15 protein-coding genes are annotated in these 19249 nt (G+C 70.7%); 11 read left to right on the top strand and 4 right to left on the bottom strand.

The window, feature by feature from the left end; all coding sequences use genetic code 11:
• Positions 1-90 precede the first annotated feature (90 nt).
• Positions 91-1737, top strand: a complete 1647-nt coding sequence (mptB, locus tag ACU6WZ_RS09155; protein ID WP_447032619.1) for a polyprenol phosphomannose-dependent alpha 1,6 mannosyltransferase MptB — start codon at positions 91-93, stop codon at positions 1735-1737.
• Here mptB and ACU6WZ_RS09150 read toward each other — a convergent pair.
• Positions 1619-3166 carry an N-acyl-D-amino-acid deacylase family protein gene (locus tag ACU6WZ_RS09150; RefSeq protein WP_447032618.1) on the bottom strand — a complete coding sequence of 516 codons (1548 nt, stop codon included), beginning with the start codon at positions 3164-3166 and terminating at the stop codon, positions 1619-1621. The two genes, mptB and ACU6WZ_RS09150, sit on opposite strands and share 119 nt — an antisense overlap.
• A gap of 104 nt (positions 3167-3270) precedes the next feature.
• A complete protein-coding gene (locus ACU6WZ_RS09145; RefSeq protein ID WP_447032617.1) occupies positions 3271-4557 on the bottom strand; it encodes an amino acid deaminase in 1287 nt (428 codons plus the stop codon).
• Positions 4558-5342: 785 nt separating this feature from the next.
• On the opposite strand from ACU6WZ_RS09145, the gene ACU6WZ_RS09140 reads away from it, so the two are divergent.
• On the top strand, positions 5343-5834 hold the full coding sequence (locus tag ACU6WZ_RS09140; protein ID WP_447032616.1) for a hypothetical protein: 492 nt from the start codon (positions 5343-5345) through the stop codon (positions 5832-5834).
• Here the strand turns inward: ACU6WZ_RS09140 and ACU6WZ_RS09135 are convergent.
• The gene (locus tag ACU6WZ_RS09135) at positions 5831-7174 is read right to left on the bottom strand and encodes a M14 family metallopeptidase (protein WP_447032615.1); all 1344 of its coding nucleotides are present in this window, start codon (positions 7172-7174) and stop codon (positions 5831-5833) included. The two genes, ACU6WZ_RS09140 and ACU6WZ_RS09135, sit on opposite strands and share 4 nt — an antisense overlap.
• A 195-nt stretch (positions 7175-7369) precedes the next feature.
• On the opposite strand from ACU6WZ_RS09135, the gene ACU6WZ_RS09130 reads away from it, so the two are divergent.
• From ACU6WZ_RS09130 to ACU6WZ_RS09120, 3 genes are all read left to right on the top strand, one after another.
• Positions 7370-8686 carry an Nramp family divalent metal transporter gene (locus tag ACU6WZ_RS09130; RefSeq protein ID WP_447032614.1) on the top strand — a complete coding sequence of 439 codons (1317 nt, stop codon included), beginning with the start codon at positions 7370-7372 and terminating at the stop codon, positions 8684-8686.
• A 176-nt stretch (positions 8687-8862) separates the two neighbouring features.
• Entirely contained in the window at positions 8863-9789 is a 927-nt protein-coding gene (locus ACU6WZ_RS09125; protein ID WP_447032613.1) for an NADP-dependent oxidoreductase, read from the top strand.
• Positions 9790-9793: 4 nt separating this feature from the next.
• A complete protein-coding gene (locus tag ACU6WZ_RS09120; RefSeq protein ID WP_447032612.1) occupies positions 9794-10741 on the top strand; it encodes an AraC family transcriptional regulator in 948 nt (315 codons plus the stop codon).
• A 75-nt stretch (positions 10742-10816) separates the two neighbouring features.
• On the opposite strand, the gene ACU6WZ_RS09115 is transcribed toward ACU6WZ_RS09120, so the two are convergent.
• Complete coding sequence (locus ACU6WZ_RS09115) at positions 10817-12538, bottom strand: chitinase (protein ID WP_447032611.1); 1722 nt, start codon at positions 12536-12538, stop codon at positions 10817-10819.
• 317 nt (positions 12539-12855) lie between these two features.
• Between ACU6WZ_RS09115 and ACU6WZ_RS09110 the strand changes: the two genes are divergently transcribed.
• The 6 genes from ACU6WZ_RS09110 (at position 12856) to ACU6WZ_RS09085 (ending at position 19209) form a co-directional block, all read left to right on the top strand.
• A complete protein-coding gene (locus ACU6WZ_RS09110) occupies positions 12856-13743 on the top strand; it encodes a hypothetical protein (protein WP_447032610.1) in 888 nt (295 codons plus the stop codon).
• Between the two features lie 131 nt (positions 13744-13874).
• A complete protein-coding gene (gene cpaB / locus ACU6WZ_RS09105) occupies positions 13875-14582 on the top strand; it encodes a Flp pilus assembly protein CpaB (protein ID WP_447032609.1) in 708 nt (235 codons plus the stop codon).
• Between the two features lie 10 nt (positions 14583-14592).
• Positions 14593-16233 (top strand): CpaE/TadZ family protein, encoded by a 1641-nt coding sequence (locus ACU6WZ_RS09100; protein ID WP_447032608.1) that lies wholly within the window; start codon positions 14593-14595, stop codon positions 16231-16233.
• Positions 16230-16679 (top strand): TadE/TadG family type IV pilus assembly protein, encoded by a 450-nt coding sequence (locus ACU6WZ_RS09095; protein WP_447032607.1) that lies wholly within the window; start codon positions 16230-16232, stop codon positions 16677-16679. The genes ACU6WZ_RS09100 and ACU6WZ_RS09095 overlap by 4 nt, the downstream gene beginning before the upstream one ends.
• A gap of 249 nt (positions 16680-16928) precedes the next feature.
• On the top strand, positions 16929-18266 hold the full coding sequence (locus ACU6WZ_RS09090) for a TadA family conjugal transfer-associated ATPase (RefSeq protein WP_447032606.1): 1338 nt from the start codon (positions 16929-16931) through the stop codon (positions 18264-18266).
• A 7-nt stretch (positions 18267-18273) separates the two neighbouring features.
• The gene (locus tag ACU6WZ_RS09085; protein ID WP_447032605.1) at positions 18274-19209 is read left to right on the top strand and encodes a type II secretion system F family protein; all 936 of its coding nucleotides are present in this window, start codon (positions 18274-18276) and stop codon (positions 19207-19209) included.
• Positions 19210-19249 lie beyond the last annotated feature (40 nt).

The raw sequence follows: 19249 nt of genomic DNA, 5'->3' as shown, positions 1-19249 counted from the left end.
CTCCACGCCCGCTCCGTGTTTTAGGCCACGCACGCAATGACCATCCCGCCGTGGCCGCCCGTTCGGGCACCTCGGATAAGTTGGCTCGTCATGTGGGCGTTGAGTGCTGTCGGATGCCGCCGGCTGGGGGCGATCGGTGCGGTCGCCGTGGCCGTGGGCGGTATGGGCGCCGGGAGACTGCCGGCCCGCGACCCCTGGGGGATCTGGGTCCCGCAGGGGCCGGCCGTCACCGTGGCCGCCGCCGTCCTCGCGTACCTGGGGCTGACGCTGCTGGTCGTGGCCTGGGGGCGCTACGGGCGGCTTGTCGCGCGGGGTGCGGCGGGCGGGGTCCGCGCGGCCGTCGTCACACTCGTGTGGTGGGCGGCGCCGCTGGTGCTCGCCCCGCCGCTGCACAGCGCCGACGTCTACAGCTACATCGCCCAGGGCGCGATGGCCCTCGAAGGCCACGACGTCTACACGTCGGGCCCCTCGGTGCTGGGTCCGGGCGAACTGGGCGCCGACGCCGCCGCGAGCGTCGGCGCGCACTGGACCGACACCCCCGCCCCGTACGGTCCCGTCTTCATGATCCTCGCGAAGGCGGTCGTGTGGGTCACCGGCGGGCAGATCGTGCCCGCCGTGCTCGGCATGCGGGTCATAGCCCTCGCCGCGCTCGCCCTCACCGCCTGGGCGACGCTGCGGATCGCCGGCGCGTGCGGGGCGAGCCGGACCGGCGCGCTGTGGCTCGGGGTACTCAACCCGCTGACGCTGATCCATGTCGTCGGCGGCACGCACAACGACGGCCTGATGATCGCCCTGATGCTGTCCGGCGCGGTGTGCGCGCTGCGCGGCCGGTGGGTCGCCGGCAGCGCGCTCATCACCCTCGCGGCGATGGTCAAGTCGCCGGCCGCCGTAGCGCTGCTCTTCGTGGGCGTACTGGTGGTGCGCGCCACCTCGGGGCCGCTCGCCCGGCGCGTGCTGCGCGGGGCCGCCGTACCCGCCCTGGTGGCCGGGGCCCTCGCCGCCGCCGCGACCGTCGTCGGCGGCACCGGCTTCGGCTGGCTGCGTACGCAGAGCGTCGCCGGGAACATCCACACCGCGCTGTCCGTCTCCAGCGACCTCGGGCTGGGCGCCGGACGGCTGACGCAACGGCTCGCCGGCTGGGACCCGGACGTGGTCAAGACCGCCGTGCAGACCCTCGGCCTCGCCCTCGCGCTCGCCCTGATCGGTTACGCCGCCCTGGCGGCCCTGCGCAGGATGCACCCCTGGCACGGGCCCCGGCCCCTGCCCCCGGTGCACGCCCTGGGGGTGGCGCTGCTGGCCCTGGTCGTGCTGTCGCCGATGGTGCAGCCCTGGTACCTGCTGTGGGGCGTCGCCGCGATCGCCGCCACCGCCTGGAACGGCCGGCTCGGCCGCGTCCTCGCCGTCCTGTCCGCCGCCCTGGTCTTCGTGACGCACCCTTCGGGCAGCACCCCCGGGTACGGCTTCCTGCTGGCGGGAGTGGTGTGCGCGCTGGGCCTGCTGCTGTGGCGCGCCGGGCCGGACGCTCAGGTGGAGGCCCCGGACGCTCAGCCGGAGGTCCTGGAAGCGGTACGGCGGACCGACCGCCCCGCCAGCACGTCCGTGCGCCGGCCGTCCGCCATCACGAACCTGCCGTCGATGAGGACGTACGGAATGCCGACGGGCAAGGTCCGCGGCGACGCGAACGTCGACCCCGCCGACACCGTCTCCGGGTCGAACAGCACCAGATCCGCCCGGTAGCCCTCCCGCACCAGCCCCGGTCGGGCAGCCGCAGCCGGGCGGCAGGGCGGGAGGTGAGGTGGGCAACCGCCTCTTCGAGCGTGAGTACGCCCAGGTCGCGGGCGTAATGGCCCAGGAAGTGCGGGAAGGTGCCGTACGCCCGTGGGTGCGGCTTGTCGCCCTGCAGGATGCCGTCGGAGCCGCCGGTGTGGACCCGGTGGCGCATGATCGCCCGTACGTTCTCCTCGTGGCCGACGTGCTGCAGGATCGTCGAGCCGAGACGGTCGTCGATGAGCAGCCGGCGCGCGGTGGTCCACGGCGCCTCGCCGCGCAGCGCGGCGGACCGCGCGACGGTCCGGCCCACGAAGCCGGCCAGACCGGGGTCGCCGACCCCGGAGACCTCGATGGTGTCCCAGTCGACGGGCACCCCGTGGCAGCCGTCCGCGCCGGTCACCTCCATGTGATGCCGGATCCGCTCGGCGGCCGCGTCGTCCCGCAGCCGCGCGAGCACCGCCGCCGGGCCGCCCTCGCCCGCCCAGCCGGGCAGCAGCGCGACGAGCGTCGTACAGCCGGGCGTGTACGGATAGCTGTCCAGCGAGATGTCCGCGCCGCCGACGATGGCGCGGTCCAGGAGGGCGAGCAGCTCGGGCGCCCGGCCCTCGTTGACGCCGAAGTTCATGGTGGCGTGGGCGAGGTGCAGCGCGCAGCCCGCCTCCCGGCTGAGGGCGACCACGTCCTCGTACGCGGCGAGGGCGCCGGCGCCGTAACTGCGGTGGTGGGGGCAGTAGTAGCCGTCGTAGCGGGCCACGACGCGGCACAGCTCGGTGAGTTCACCGTCGCTCGCGTACATGCCGGGGGTGTAGGTGAGGCCGGACGACATGCCGACGGCGCCCTGCTCCATGCCCTCGGCGACGAGCTGCTTCATGCGGGTCAGCTCGGCGTCGGTGACAGGCCGGTCGTCCCACCCGGCGGCGTACATCCGGACCGTGCCCTGCGGGACGAGATACGCGGCGTTGACGGCGATGCCCTGGCGGTCGAGGCGGTCGAGATACCCGCCGACGGTCCGCCAGTCGAAGTCGACGCTCGTATCCCCGGGCGCACCGCCGTTCCAGCCGGCGATGGCGGCACGGACCTCGGCGAGGGTGCGGTCGTCGACGGGCGCGTACGACAGCCCGTCCTGGCCCAGGACTTCGAGGGTCACGCCCTGGGCGGCCTTGGCGCTGTGGTCGGGGTCGCGGAGAAGGGCGAGGTCGCTGTGGGCGTGCATGTCGATGAACCCGGGCGCGAGAGCGAGGCCGTCCGCCCGCAGCGTGCGGCGCGCGCTGAGGCGCGGGCCGTCGCCTTCCCGGTGGACGGCGGCGATGCGGCCGTCGGTGAGGGCGACATCGGCCCGGTGGGCGGGGCTGCCGGTGCCGTCGATCAGGTGGACGTCACGGAGGACGAGGTCCACGTGTGCGCTCCTCTCGCTGCGCCACTGGAAGGCTGCGCCACTGGAAGGCTGCGCCACTGGTGGGCTGCGCCACTGGTGGGCTGCGCCGCGAAAAGGCCGTGCCACTAAAAAAACGTACGGATGTAATCCGTGACCGTCCCATCCGCCTCCACGAGCGGAATCAACTGCCACTTGTCGAACGACGTGCACGGGTGCGACAACCCGAGCCCCACCCAGTCACCGACCTCAAGGTCAACCCCCGGCTCCGTCCGCACCCAGCCGTGCTGGTCCGACAGGCCGGTGACGGTGACACCGGTCGCCGGGCGGGTCGAGCCGTCGCGTGCGGACCGCACGGCCCGCGCCTCCGGGAGATCCAAGTCGTACGCCGCGTCCCGCTTGCCCGCGTTGAGGAACGCCTGCTCGGGCGTCGGCCGCGACACCACCTGCGCCCACAGCCGGAACGCCGGCTGCAGCGCACCCTCTTCCGGCACCCGGTTGAACGGCGTGAGGCGCCGGTACTGTCCGTCGTCGTGCGACACGTACGCCCCCGACCGCAGCAGCTTCAACACCGGCAGCGACAGCTCCGGAATCTGGGCGAACACCTCAGCCACCGCGTCGAACCACGCGCTCCCGCCCGCGCTCACCACCACCTCACCGGCCCCGGCGAAACGCCCCGCCTTGTCGAACTCCACCGCCAGCGCGACCAGTTCACGCAGCCACGCCCGCACCGAATCGCCATCCGCCGCCGGCACCTCGCCCTCGTACCCCGCCACGCCTACCAGCCGCAGCGTCGCCGTGGCCGCCACCGCGTCCGCGACCGCCGCGCAGTCGGAGGTCGTACGCGCGCCGGTACGGGCCCCCTCACCCGCGCCCAGCTCGACGACCACATCCAGCGGACGCGGGGTTACGTGGCCCCGCCCCCGCAGCGCCTCGTCCATCAGCGCCACCCCGCGCACGGAGTCGACGTAACAGACGCACCGGAAGTCGGGGTCGGCGTCCAGCTCGGCGCCCAGCCACCGCAGCGCCGCCGCGTCGACGACCTCGTTCGCGAGGAAGATCCGCCGGATGCCGTACGCGCGGTAGACCCGCACCTGATGCGGCACCGCCGCCGTGATGCCCCACGCGCCCCGCTCCAGCTGCCGTTCGAAGAGCTGCGGCGACATGGACGTCTTGCCGTGCGGGGCGAAGGCGAGCCCGTGCCGCTCGGCGTACGTCTCCAGGAGCGCGAGATTGTGCTCCACCGACTCGGCGGACAGCGCGAGCACCGGGGTGGTGAACCCACCCGTGAAGAGGTTGCGCCGCTCCGCCGCCAGCTCACCCACCGTCAGCCCCTCGGCGTCCGGCGGGAGCCCCTTGAAGCGGTGGTCCACGCGCTCGTTCGCGAGTCGTCCGACCGGGTTGCCGTCGGCCATGGGAGCCTCCTCAGGGGGTTCACAACTGCTGGGCGAGCACATGATTTTAGCGAACATGAACACGATGGGGTGGACGGTGTGACGTTCTGCGGGTGTGTCGGGCGGGGGTGCGTGACGTTCTCGGTGCGATCTGGGACGCGGGGTGTGGCGTCAGCAGTCGGGGCCCCCGTTTCACCAGAGAGATGGCTCGGGGCCTCCCCGTCGCCTCTGGTCACACCCACATGGCCAGGTCGTAGGGATTCCGCCCGCCCGGGACGGACCGCACACACGATATGCGTCGCCACCCGGGACGCGAAAGCGGAGGACCAGTGCGCCCAAGACCGTTCGGGGCGTGCCGGCGAGACAGGACTCACTCCTGCTCACCGCCCAGGAACGGTAGCGTCGTAACAGCCTGGTGCGCGATAGGGGACAGGCTCGCGATGCCGGCTGAATGTCACCGCGAGCCGTCCAGTCGCATGAGGACGGAGTACGCCGATTCTGCCCGGCGAGCCGGTGCAGCTTCTGGTTGTGCGTGGTCAAGGAAACTCTGGGTTCCGCCGTGATGAAGAACCCGGCCGCGGTCCCTACGGCGGCGTGTGCGACATGCGCCTCCTCCGCGACGATCACCCAGGGGTAGGGATCTCTGTGGAATTTGCCCCGCAGGTCGGACGGTCTTGCTGCTTGATGTGCTGATCCACGATCGACAGCGGTGACCCGTCGGCTGATCCGGCGAAGGGGCCTGCTCATGGAGATCGACGCCCTGGCCGCCCTGGGCCGACCTTCACGCCCTTGCCATAATTAAACGCATGGACGAACAGACCGGACACCAGGGTGGCGCGGCGCCGGGCGCGTACCCGCCGCCCCCGCAAGGCTTCGGCCCCTCGCCCCCGGCCTTCGCCCCAGCGCCCCCCGCTTCCGCCCCGGCGCAGCCGCAGCAGCCGTACGCCCCGCAGGTCCCGCCGCAGCCGTACGCACCGCAGGCTCCGTACGCCCCCGCGCCCGGCCCTGCTCCGTACCCCGACTTCCTGGCGGCGGACCGGCGTAACGCCGTCGTGGTCGACGCCGAGGGGGTTTCGCTGGAGTCCAACGGCGCGACCCTCGATTTCCCCTGGCGCGACATCCAGACCGTGCACTACAAGCAGGGCCCGCAGGGACTGGTCCTGATGGTGGCCGTGGTGCTCCCCGACGGCCGGTTCTACGAGGGCACGGTGACCGCCCGGAACCAGGCGAAGCTCCACGAATGGTTCGTGGAGCTCGCACCCGTCCTCGGTTTCTACCTAGCCGGCCGCGCCGGTTAGCGCGTCCCCGCGCCGCAGTACTGCTGCTCCTTGCCGATCGACCGGTACATGCAGTCCGCGTTCTCCAGCAGCTGGAGCACCGCGTCCCGGTTGCGGCTCGTCTCGCGCTCGATCACCTCGTCGGCCGGGTAGAAGCCGCCGCCGGAGGCACTGCGCGGATACAGCTCGAACGTGTAGCCGAAGATTTTCTGGTTGCCCCACAGCCAGTCGTCGATCGACCCGTCCGTGATGTAGAGGTCGCTCGACTGCTCGGCGGTGTAGCCGTTGCTGGCCGCCATCTTCTGCCCGACTGCGGCGAAGGCGTTCCGGTCGTCCTGCGTCAGCCCGGGCGCCGTGTCCGCGTTGGTGTAGCCGTACGGCCACAGCACCAGCTCGCTGTACGTGTGGAAGTCGATACCCGCCTTGATCTGCTGCTTGCCGCCGACGATCCTGGAGCGGACGAAGTCGGCGACGACCTTCACCTCGGGGGCGGACTCGGCGGCCCGGCCGCGGTACGTGTCGGAGCTGGTGGAGCCCGAAGAGCCGCCGCAGCAGCCCCACTTGTAGTTCCAGTTGCGGTTCATGTCCGTGCCGACGTACGACGAACCGGAGTTGGGCTGCCGGTTCTTGCGCCAGCTTCGGTACGAGCCGGAGGCGATGTCGTACTCGCCGCCGTCCGGGTTGAGGTCCGGCACGATCCAGATCTCGCGGTTGTTGACGACGTTCGTGATCCGGGAGTCGGAGCCGTAGCCCGCGCCGAGTTCGCGCAGCAGATACAGGGCCATCTCGACGGTCAGGTGCTCACGGGCGTGCTGGTGGTGGGTGAAGAGCACCTCGGGCTCGTTCTCGTCGGTCGCCACGTTGTCGCTGATCTTGATGGCGATGAGGTCGCGTCCCTGGTACGTCTTGCCGATGACGCGCTTGCTCATGAGGTTCGGGTACTGCTGGAGCCGCTGGTCGATCTCCGTGTTCATCTCGGCGTAGTTGTGATAGCGCGAGTCGGCGGAAGGGAAGTCGAACGGCTCGACCGCTTCTCCCCCCGTTCGGGCGGGCGGCTTCGGCAGCGCCCTGGGGGCGTATCCGAGGGCCTTCAACGTCTTCAACTGCGCGGAGTTGGCGCTGACGACGACCGCGTGGTCGTCGGCCTCGTCCACCGAGACTCCGGTGGCGGCGACGGCGGTACGGGCGGCGGCGGTGGCCGGACCGTGGATCTCGTACTGCCTGATCACTTCTTCCGTGGTGGCGGCGGGGGCGGGATCCGCCCCGGCCACGGTCGCGCCGGCGGTGAGGGGCGCTGCCACGGCGAGCGCGACGAGGGCCGCGAAGGTGGCGGGCCCTCTGCCGCGTATGCGAAGTCGCATGCTGTCTCCTGGGTGGGGAGTGTGGGGGTCGTGCTCAGTGCGACGCATGGAGTGCGGGTGCTGGCCACATGGTGGGGGCATGGCATGGCCCGGTCAAGAGGCTGCGTTCGGCCATCGTCGCCCCCTTGCGCGATTCCCCCCGCCCCGCTTTGGTGAAGTGGATCACTTTCGGGGACGAGCGGGAGGACGCGGCGGATGGCAGGCACGGCAGAGCACGAGGCAAGCGCGACAGGCAGCCGCAACACCTCGCCCCGCAAGTCCAGTTGGAAGTACATCGGCCCCGGCATCGTCGTGGCGGCCACCGGCGTCGGCGCGGGCGACCTCGTCGCGACGCTGATCGCGGGCAGCAAGTTCGGCTACACCCTGATGTGGGCGGCCGTCATCGGCTGCGTCGTGAAGATCTCCCTCGCCGAGGCCGCCGGCCGCTGGCACCTCGCCACCGGCCGCACCCTCTTCGAGGGCTGGCGCAGCCTCGGCCGGTGGACGACCGTCTACTTCGCGATCTACGTCGTCGTCTGGGGCTTCGTCTACGGCGCGACCGCGATGTCGTCCTCCGCGCTCCCGATCGTCGCGCTCTTCCCGGACGGACCGAACCTCAAGACGTGGGCGATCATCATGGGCCTGATCGGCCTGGTCTTCGTCTGGTTCAACCAGTACGCCGTCTTCGAGAAGGTCATGACGGTCCTGATCGGCGTGATGTTCGTCGTGGTCGTGTACGTCGCCGCCCGCGTCGGCCCCGACGTCGGCGCGTCCTTCGCCGGCCTGGTCCCCGTACTCCCGGACGGCTCGCTCCTCTACACCCTGGGCCTGATCGGCGGCGTGGGCGGCACGATCACCATGGCGGCGTACGGCTACTGGGTCAACGCCAAGGGCTGGACCGACTCGACCTGGATGAAGGTGATGCGGCTCGACAACCGCGTCGCCTACATCACCACCGGCATGTTCGTCGTCGCCATGCTGATCGTCGGCGCCGAACTGCTGCACTCCTCGCAACTCGCCCTCACCAAGGGCGACCGCGGCCTGATCGACCTGGGCGCGATCCTGGAGGACCGTTACGGCGCGGCGACCGCGAAGCTCTTCCTGGTCGGCTTCTTCGCCACCTCGTTCACCTCGCTCATCGGCGTATGGCACGGCGTGAGCCTGATGTTCGCCGACTTCGTCGAGCGCCTGCAGCGCGACCGCAAGGGCGCCCCGGTGGACGAGGGCACGGTCGGGGAGGTCGCCGCGGGCGTGAAGGAACGCTCGACGTGGTTCCGCGTCTACCTGCTGTGGCTGACGTTCCCGCCGATGGCCCTGCTGTGGCTGGACCAGCCGTTCGGCCTGGTGGTGGCGTACGGCGTACTCGGCGCCTTCTTCATGCCGTTCCTGGCACTCACCCTGGTGTGGCTGCTGAACTCCTCACGTACGCCGCCGGAATGGCGCAACGGCATCCTCAGCAACGTGATGCTGACGGCGGCCGGCCTGCTGTTCGTCGTCCTGTGCGTGCAGCAGGTGCGTGAACTGCTCTGGTAGCGCGCACAGATGCTTGTGAGCGGGCGGCAGGCCCGGCTCGGAGCATTCGGGCGGAAGACGATGGGACATGTTTTCGAGACGGCAGACCATTACCCAGCTCGTTCGATCTCCGTAACGTTCAGGGCATCGACCCGATCGACACCCGATCGGCACCCGAGCCAAAACGGAGAGTTCCCATGCGTGCCGTTGTCCAGAATTCCTTCGGCGGCCCCGAGGTCCTGGAGACCGTCGAGATCGACCGGCCCGAACCACTCGGCGCCGAAGTGCTCATCCGGGTCCGGGCGAGTGGGGTGAACCCCGTGGACGTCGGCGTCAGGTCGGGGGACTATCCGCTGCTGGGCGAGCCGCGTTTCGGGGTGGGCTGGGACATCTCCGGCGTGGTGGAGGAGGCCGCCCCGGGGGCCCGGTTCAAGGTCGGGGACGAGGTCTACGGGATGCCGTTCTTCCCGCGTGCCGCGACCGGGTACGCGGAGTACGTCGCCGCACCCTCCCGGCAGGTCGCCCGCAAACCCGCCTCGCTCGACCACGTGCAGGCCGCCGCCGTGCCGCTGGCCGCGCTGACGGCTTGGCAGGGACTGGTGGACGCGGCGCGGGTGAAGGCCGGCGACCGGGTGCTGATCCACCGCGCCGCCGGGGGCGTCGGGCACTTCGCCGTGCAGATCGCGAAGGCGCGCGGGGCGTACGTGATCGGGCTGGCGAGTGAGCCGCGGCACGATTTCGTACGGGGCCTCGGGGCGGACGAGGTGATCGACTACCGGGTCACCGACTTCACGGAGGCGGTGCGCGATCTCGACATCGTCTTCGACTCGAACGCCCAGGGTTTGCAATCCCTGAGCGTGCTGCGACCGGGCGGCACGCTGGTCAGCATCATGGAGCACTGGAGCCAGGAGCTGGCGGCCGAGGTCGAGGCGGCGGGCCGGCACTTCGCGGGGGTTCTGGTCGAGCCCGACTACGCGTCGCTGGAGGCGATCACCGAGCTGATCGACGCGGGGCGGATCCGGCCCCACGTACAGCAGACGTTCCCGCTCGAAGAGGCGGGCAAGGCGCACGAACTGGTCGGCTCCGGGCAGGTGCAGGGCAAGGTCGTGCTGACCGTAGGGTGAGAGCGTGGACATCCTGACCGAGGCGCTGAGCTCGATGCGGACGGGTCTGCCGACGTCCGTCCGCACCGACGGCCGCGCCCCCTGGGGGCTTCGGCTTCCGCCCGTCGCAGGGGCGGGCTTCCATGTGGTGCTGTACGGGACGTGCTGGCTGGTGCCCCTGGACGACGCCCCCGCCCCTGTGGAGCCGGTGGCCCTGAGCCCGGGTGATGTGGTCTTCCTACGCGACGGCCGGGGTCACATCCTCGCCGACCACCCGTCCACACCGGCCGAGGTGGAGAAGATCGAGCAGTTTCGTCCGGGGTCGCCGATCGGCACGGTCACGCTGGGCGGCGACGGTCCCCTGACCAGCCTGCTGTGCGGCAACTACCACCTGGACCAAGGCCGGCCGCATCCACTCGTACAGCAGCTGCCCGAGATCATCCATCTGCGGACGCGACACGGCTCCCACCCCGAACTGAGCGCCGCCGTCCAACTGCTCGGCGCGGAGCTGGAGAACCCGCGCATCGGATCGGACGGCATCGTCCCCACCCTGATCGACTCGCTGCTGATCTACGTCCTGCGCGCCTGGTTGGAGGACCAGCCCCCGGCGGCCGCGCGGGGCTGGGCCGCCGCGCTCGGTGACTCGGCGGTCGCGCCCGCACTGGCGGCCATCCACGACGACCCCGCGGCGAAGTGGACCGTCGAGTCGCTGGCGGAGCGGGCCGGGCTCTCCCGCGCCGCCTTCGCCCGGCGGTTCGGGGCGCTGGTCGGGGAGCCGCCCATGGCCTATCTGACCCGCTGGCGGATGACGACCGCGGCCCGGCTCCTGCGCGAGTCCGACACCCCGCTGACCACCGTCGCCGCGCGGTCCGGATACGGCTCCGAATTCGCCTTCGCCAAGGCCTTCAAACGCGAGTACGGCCTGGCCCCCGGCGGCTACCGCCGCCAGGCCCGCCAGACCCGAGCCGCCTGACGCCCGGACGGCCACCACCGCCACCGCCCCGGCAGCGCCGCACGCCGGGGGAGCGCGGCGTGCCGGGGCGCCGGGTTACGGGAGGTTGTGGACGTGTGGGCCGACCGCGTTGGACCAGGCGTTGCCGGCCGTCGCGTCCCAGTTGGTGGACCAGGTCATCGCGCCCCGCAGGCCCGGGTAGGTCTTCGACGGCTTGAACGACCCGCAGCCGGTCCCGCGCGTCAGGCAGTCCAGCGCGTTCTTGACCACGGACGGGTCGACGTACCCGCTGCCCGCGCCCCGCGTCGACGCCGGTACGCCGAGGCCCACCTGGCTCGGGGCCAGGCCGCCCTCCAGCTGGATGCAGGCGAGCGCGGTGAGGAAGTCCACCGAGCCCTGCGAGTAGACCTTGCCGTCGCAGCCGAGCATCGAACCGCTGTTGTAGTACTGCATGTTGACGACGGTGAGGATGTCCTTCACGGCCAGCGCCGTCTTGAAGTACTCCGTGCCCGTCGACTGCATGTCGATGGTCTGCGGCGCCATCGTGAGCACCATCGACGACCCGGCCTTCGCGGACAGCTGCCGCAGTGCCTTCGTCAGGTAGGTCGAGTTGATGCCGTGTTCGAGGTCGATGTCGACGCCGCTGAAGCCGTACTCCTGCATCAGGGCGTATGCGCTGTTGGCGAAGGCCGTCGCGGAGGCGTCACTGTTGATCGTGACGTTGCCCTTCTCGCCGCCGACCGAGATGATCACGGACTTGCCGGCTGCCTTCTTCGCCGCGATGTCCGCCTTGAAGTCGGAGACGCCTCCGTAGCCCACCGCCGGGTCGAGGTTGAAGACGATCTGGCCCGGTGTGGCGGTCGAGTCCGCGAAGGACACGGCGATGATGTCGTACTGCGCCTGCACGTCCCGCAGCTTCTGCACCGTCGCGCCGTTGTTGAAGTTCTGCCAGTACCCGGTCAGCGCGTGCTTGGGGACGCCGGGACCGGGGCCGGGGCCTGGGTCGCCGCCGCCGGGGGCGGTCCGGCCTCTGACGGTCGCGGACTTCGGGGACTCCCCGGCCGCGTTGGTCGCGGTGACCTGGAAGTCGTACGCCGTGTCCGCGGCCAGCCCGGCGACGGTCGCCGAGGTCCCGGTCACGGACTGGACCTTCGTACCCCCGCGATAGACGTTGTATCCCGTCGAGCCGCTGACGCCCGACCAGGACAGCGCGATCGATGACGGCGTGGTGGCGCCGACCGTCAGTCCGGCGGGCGCGGACGGGATGCCCGGCTCCGGGTCGGTGCCGCCACCGCCGTCGGGGCCGAAGACCGAGACGTCGTCGACGTAGTAGGCGCTCTGGCCGTACCAGCCGTGGGTGTAGACCGTCACGGATGTCGTCGAGGGGCCGGCCTTGAAGCTGGTGGTGAGCTGCTTCCAGCCGGACGAGTCGGGCGTCCAGGTCGACACATCGGTGGTACCGGTGCCGCTCGCGCCGAGGTAGGTGTAACCGCCCTGCACCCAGGCGCTGAGCTGGTACGCCGCACCGGGCTTGACGGCGACGGTCTGCGAACAGCGGGCGTTGTCCTGCCCGGCGGGAGTGGCCTTGAGGGCAGCGGCGCCACCGTGGGCGGGGGAAGGAACGGTGGCACCGCTGCCGGCCGTACAAGTCCAGTTGCTGAGCCCGGACTCGAAACCTGCGTTCTTGGCGACGTTCAGATCGGCGGCCTGCGCGGTGCCGGCTCCGCCGACCAGCGCGAGCCCGGACCCGACGACGAGCGCCAGGGTCCCGCCGAGCCAACTTCGTCTGCGGGCGCCCGCGAGCGTGGTGCGGTCCACTTGGTGCCTCCGGTGGGGGAGAGGTGGGGGAATGGAGGTGCTGCGGAACGGTGGCCACCGTTGACGTAAAGCTGGTCCAGACCAATGCGGTTGTCAAGAGTTCACGCATCAGCAGCTTGCTTACGCGCGCGGCTCGCACCCCATGCACGCCATGCCAAGACCCTTATGGGTGCCCGTATGTGTGAAGGCGTACAAGAAAGAGGAAAAGTGTTCTCCACCAGGGAGGCCGTGGATAAAGTGCTCGTGCAGCACGACGGAGCAGCATCGATCTGCGCACGCCGGGATCAGCGGTGTACGGAGTGAACGGGGAAACCAACGTGCCGACCGCGATAGCCGTCACCAGCGCCGACCTGGTGCTCGCGCCCACCGACCAGCAGACCCCGACGGCCGCCCTGCTTCCGGCCCCGGGCGATCAGCCGCTCGAAGCCGCGCTCGTCGACATGAGCGTGCTGCTGGAGCGGCACGGTTACGTCGTCGCCGTCTACCCCGCGTCGATCCCCGCAGCCCACGAGCAGCGGCTGCGCAGCATCCGCTCGATGCTGGAGACCGACCGCCTCGCGCTGCTGAAACTGGACCTGCCGCCGCTGGGGGTCGCCGTACTCGTACGCCAGTTACGGCAGTTGTCGATCTGCGACTTCAGCCCCGGGGTCGTCGCGTCCGCCGCCCGGCTGCTGTCGCACTACATCTACGCGGGCGCGCTGCTCAACTCGGTGACGAAGCTGGACCGGGTGCCGGTGAGCCTGAAGTCGCATGCGAAGTCGTGGGTTCCCGGGTCGCAGTTCGCCGTACTGACCCAGCCGAGAACACAGTTGATCAAAATCGGCGGCCGGGCGGGCGCGGAGGCGCAACCGGGGCTCACAGGGCCGGAGTTCTCCACCCGGCTCATGGTCGCGGGCGGCGCACTCGTCTCCGACTGGGTTACGGGCACCCTCGCCCCCGCCTGGCAGGTCCAGGCCGTCCACGAAACCGCGCTGCCCGCCGATTCGCCGCGGTGGTGGGGGACGCAGAAGATGATCGAATTCGCGGCCTACCTGCCCGACATCTCGGTGCTGTACCAACTGGTCGCGTCGGTACGGCGTGAGCAGTGCCATTGGTGCGGGGTCGAACTCATCGGCGACCGCTGCGGCTTCTGCTCGGCGCCCCTCGCGCCACCACCCGAGGACCGGCCCCGCGCGATCGGTGTCCTGAACCGGGGGTCGCAGTAGGGCCGCGCGGGGCACGATGTCCCTGAGGGAGCACGACAGCAGCACAACAGCAGCACAAGAGGTGCACCACCCCGCTCACTGTCCGTCACTGTCCGTAGATCCGATGTTCCTGAACGAGGTTGTCCGTCCCCATGAACTCACGTCAGCGTCGCGGCATAGTCCTGCTGCTCCTGTCGGTTCTCTGCGCCTTCGGTGCGTTCGCCGGCGTGCTTTCGGTGATCAGAGATGTGAACTCGAAGGTGGGCCCGGAGGTCGCGGCGTACCGGCTGAAGGACGACGTGGCGCCGTACAAGCAGCTGGACGCGGGCCAGTTCGAGAAGATTTCGATGCCGAAGCGGTGGCTTTCGGTCAATGCGGTGACCGACCTGTCCGAGGTACGCGGCAAGATCGCCGTGACGCAGCTGCGGAAGGGCTCGCTGTTGCAGAGCGACATGATCGTGGCGAAACCCGAACTGGGGGCGGGGGAGCAGGAGATCGCCATCATGATCGATGCGGCGACCGGGGTGGCGGGCAAGATCAACCCCGGTTCCAGAGTCAACATCTACGCCACGTTCGAGGCCGCCGACAAGAGCAAGCCGAACAAGTCCACGGTCATCGTGGCAGGCGCTCGCGTCATCGACGTCGGCAAGATCACCGCGCTGGAGCCGGGCGGCAACGAGCGTCGGCGCGACGCCACCGAAGCAGTGCCCATCACCTTCGCTCTGAACACGCTCGACGCCCAGCGCGTGGCCTACGCGGAGTCGTTCGCCGAGCACGTGCGGCTGGCTCTGGTGGCCGAAGGCAGCGACACCAGGATTACTCCGGGCGACCGCGAGTACACCCTCGACGGGGACAAGTGAGGACCGGCGTATGACGACTCGTATCCTCCCGGCGGTCGGCGATCCTGATGCCGCCCGCGCCATCATCACCCTCCTCAGCCAGCTCCCCGACGCCGAACCGGCCGCACCCGTCACCGACTCGACGGCGCTCCTCGACACCCTCGCCCGGCTGGCGGGCGAATCGCTCGACGAGCTGCCCGAGGTGGTCCTGGTCCACGAGCGCATCGGCCCCGTACCCCCGCTCGAACTGATCAGGGAGGTCGCCCTCCGCTTCCCGGCCGTCGGTGTCGTCCTCATCACCGCCGACGCGGGACCCGGCCTCTTCACCGCGGCGATGGACTCGGGAGCCCGCGGCCTCATCGGTCTCCCCATGGGATACGAGGAACTCGCGGCCCGCGTTCAGGGCGCCGCCGCCTGGTCCATTGGTGTACGCCGCCACCTCGGCGCGGGCGCGGACGTCTTCACCGGCCCCGGTGGAACGGTGGTCACCGTCACCGGGGCGAAGGGCGGCGTGGGAGCCACGGTGGCCGCGGTGCAACTGTCGCTGGCGGCACAGGCGTCGGGGCGCACCGTGGCGCTGGTCGACCTCGACCTCCAGTCGGGGGATGTGGCGTCGTACCTGGACGTGCAGTTCCGGCGCTCGATCGTCGACCTGGCGGGCATCGCCGACATCTCGCCACGGGTCCTCCAGGACGCCGTCTTCGTCCATCCCACCGGCATCGGTCTGCTGCTCGCACCGGCCGAGGGCGAGCGGGGCGAGGAGGTCACCGACCGGGTCGCGCGGCAGGTGGTCAGCGCGCTGCGCAATCGCTACGAGGTCGTCGTCGTCGACTGCGGCACACAGATGAACAGTGCGAACGCGGCGGCCGTCGAAATGGCCGACCGGGCGCTGCTGATCGTCACCCCCGACGTGGTGGCGGTCCGGGCGGCGAAGCGCATGGTGCGGATGTGGGACCGCCTCCAGATCCGCAAGGCGGAGGAAACGACCACCGTCGTCAACCGCCACACCCGCAACACCGAGATCCAGCCGCCGCTGGTGGAGCGGATCACGGGTACGAAGACGGCGCGGGCCGCGATCCCGGCCAACTTCAAGGAGTTGCAGTCGGCGACCGACTCCGGCCGCATGCAGGACCTGGACAGCCGGAGCACGGTCAAGCAGGCCCTGTGGGCGCTCGCGGGCGAGCTCGGCCTGGTGAAGGTGGCGGAGGGCGCGGGAGGCAAAGGCGGCGTAAGGGGTGTCGGGAAGCTCAGGGGCGACCGGGGAGCGATCGGAGTACGGGGCAGGGGCAGGGGCATGGGCGATGACCGGGGCGCGGTCACGGTCGAACTGGCCGGCATGGCCCCGCTCATCATCTTCGTCATGATCGCGATGTGGCAGGCCGTGCTGTTCGGCTACACGTTCACCCTGGCGGGCAACGCCGCCGACGAGGGGGCCCGCGCGGCGACGGCGGCAGCGACGACCGGCGGTGGCCAGGCGGAGTGTGAGACGGCGGCGCGGGAACACCTGCCGTCGTCGTGGGGCGGGGGCGCGGAGATCACCTGCGCGCCGGAAGGCAATCTCTGGCAGGCGAAGGTCGGGCTCAGCACGCCGATCCTGTTCCCCGGGGCGGGCAACTTCCCGTGGACGGTGGACGGCACTGCGGGTGCGGCGAGGGAGGGGGACGGGAAATGAGACCTCGGAGCAAGGAGACGGCGCGCCGGACGATGATCCGCGCCCGCGCCCGCGCCCGCGTGGGCGTCCGCGTCCGCGCCCGCGCATGCGGCCCGGCGCACCGCGAACGCGGCGCGGCCATGCTGGAGTTCACCGGCTTCCTGCCCATCCTCCTGCTGGTCGCCATGGCCGGCATCCAGCTCGGCATCGTCGGTTACGCCGCGTCCCAGGCGGGCACCGCGGCGAGGGCCGCCGCCCGTACGGAGGCGCAGGACGAGCTGGCCGGCCAGGGCGTGGCGACCGGCAAGGCCGCGATGAGCGGCTGGATGGCCACCCGTACCTCGATCGAGCCCGGCCCCGCTGGGGACACCGTCACCATGACCGCGACCGTCTCGATCCCCTCACTCGTCCCCGGCATCCCGGATTTCGGGAAGGTCGAGCGGTCGGTCACGATGCCGGCCGACTAGTCGCACCACCCAACCCCCGCCGCACACCCCCAGCCCGTCCGGCGATTGAGGACTTCGGGAAGGGGCGGGTAGGGGAAAACCCCCGCCTGTACCGCCTGTACCGCCTGTACCGCCTGTACCGCCTGTACCGCCTGTACCGCCTGTACCGCCCGTACCGCCTGTACCGCCTGTACCGCCCGTACCGCCCGTACCGCCCGTACCGCCCGTACCGCCCGTACCGCGCGATCCGCAAGAGCGAGGAGCCAACCGATGAGTCTGCGGGCACGCATCACCGCCCCCGACGAGCACACCGGGGGACGGGAGGACGGCCACCTGGTCGCCACGTACCGGACGAAACTCCTGGAGGAGATCGACCTCGCGGAGATGTCCTCGCTCGCGGCCGGTGAGCGGCGGGCCCGCCTGGAGCGCGTACTCGCCCACATCATCAGCCGCGAAGGCCCCGTCCTCTCCACCGCCGAGCGCTCCCAGCTGATCCGCCGAGTCGTCGACGAGGCCCTCGGCCTCGGCGTACTCGAACCGCTCCTCGAAGACGCGTCCATCACCGAAATCATGGTGAACGGCCCCGACTCGATCTTCGTCGAACGGGCCGGCCGCGTCGAACAGCTCCCCATGCGCTTCGCGTCCAACGAGCAGCTGATGCAGACCATCGAACGCATCGTCTCGACCGTCAACCGCCGCGTCGACGAGTCGAACCCGATGGTCGACGCCCGCCTCCCGTCCGGTGAGCGCGTCAACGTCATCATCCCGCCGCTGTCCCTCACCGGCCCCACCCTCACCATCCGCCGCTTCCCGCGCGCGTACCGGCTCCAGGAGCTGATAGCCCTCGGCACCCTCGACGAGCAGATGCTGATGCTGTTGTCGGCCCTGGTACGCGCCCGCTTCAACATCATCGTTTCCGGGGGCACCGGCTCCGGAAAGACGACGCTGCTCAACGCACTGTCGGGCCTGATCCCCGACCACGAGCGCATCATCACCGTCGAGGACGCCGCCGAGCTCCAGCTCCAGCAGGCCCATGTCGTACGGCTGGAGACGCGGCCGGCCAACGTCGAGGGCAAGGGCCAGATCACCATCCGCGACCTCGTACGCAACTCCCTGCGCATGCGCCCCGACCGCATCATCGTCGGTGAGGTCCGCGGCGGCGAAACGCTCGACATGCTCCAGGCGATGTCCACCGGCCACGACGGTTCACTCGCCACCGTCCACGCCAACAGCGCCGAGGACGCCCTGATGCGCCTCCAGACCCTCGGCTCCATGTCGGAGGTCGAGATCCCCTTCGAAGCGCTCAGGGACCAGATCAACAGCGCCGTCGACGTCATCGTCCAGCTGTCCCGCACGGCCGACGGCTCCCGCAAGATCAGCGAGATCGCGGTCCTCGTGTCGCACGGACGTGAACCGTTCCAGATCACGTCCGTCTCCCGCTTCCTCGCCCAGCCCATGAGCGCGGACCGGCTGGTCCACGGCCGCTTCGAACACCTCGGCCTGCCCCGGCGGCTGGCCGACCGCCTCCACCTCGCGAACGAACCGCTCCCACCCGCCTTCGGCGTCACGCACGACAGAGACCCGCTCTACCTCCGAGAGGCCCAGTAGGTACGACATGAACAGTCCCGCAATGCTGGCGATCGGCGGCACCCTGCTCTGCGGCGCCCTCGGCGTCGCCGGACTCCACACGTACGTCTCGGGCAGGGCCCAGCGCGCCGCCCTGGTCGAACGGCTGGCGATCACCGGGCCCCACCCGATGGGCCGGTCCCGGCGCTTCGCCGGCGTCGACCGCCGACTCCGCGGGACGGCGCTCGGCAAGAAGATCCACCGGCGGCTCTCGGCCACCGGACTCGACCTCAGCGCGGGGGAATTCCTCGTCTACCTGGTCGTGGGAGTGGCCGCGCTGTGGCTGATCGCCTCCTCCGTGCTCGCCCCCTTCTTCGGGCCCGTCGCCGGTCTCGTCGCCGTCTGGGGAGGCAGCGCCTTCCTCAACTGGCAGCGGCAGAAGCGGATCGAGGCGTTCATCAACCAGCTGCCCGACCTCTCCCGCATCCTCGCCAACGCCACCGCCGCAGGACTCGCCCTCCGTACCGCACTGAGCATGGCGGCCGAGGAGCTGGAAGCGCCGGCGGGCGAGGAACTGGCGGGTGTCGCCAACCAGCTGGCGGTCGGCCGGTCCATCGACGACGCACTCGGCGAGCTCGCCGAACGCCTGCCGTCCCGCGAACTCGTCGTCCTCGTCACCACGCTGGTCCTCTCCAACCGGGCGGGCGGCACCGTCGTCGGCTCGCTCCGCAACCTCACCGAGACGCTGGAGGAGCGCAAGGAGACCCGACGCGAGGTCCGCACCATGCTCTCCGAGGTGAACGCCACCGCGTACACGATCCCGCTGCTCGGACTCGGCGCGATGATCATGCTCAACTCCGTCACGCCGGGCTCCATGGCCCGGATGACCAGCAATCCCGTAGGCCAGATCATCGTCATCGTGGCCATAGGGCTCTATGCCCTCGGCTTCCTCGTGATGCGCCGCCTCGGCAAGATCGACGTCTGACCTGACCGGGGCGACACCCCGAACCGAAGAGTCCGAACCC

It is taken from the genome of Streptomyces hypolithicus (genome assembly GCF_052934925.1).
The sequence above is the reverse complement of the archived record's forward strand: the minus strand, read 5'-3'. Positions and strand labels throughout refer to the sequence as shown.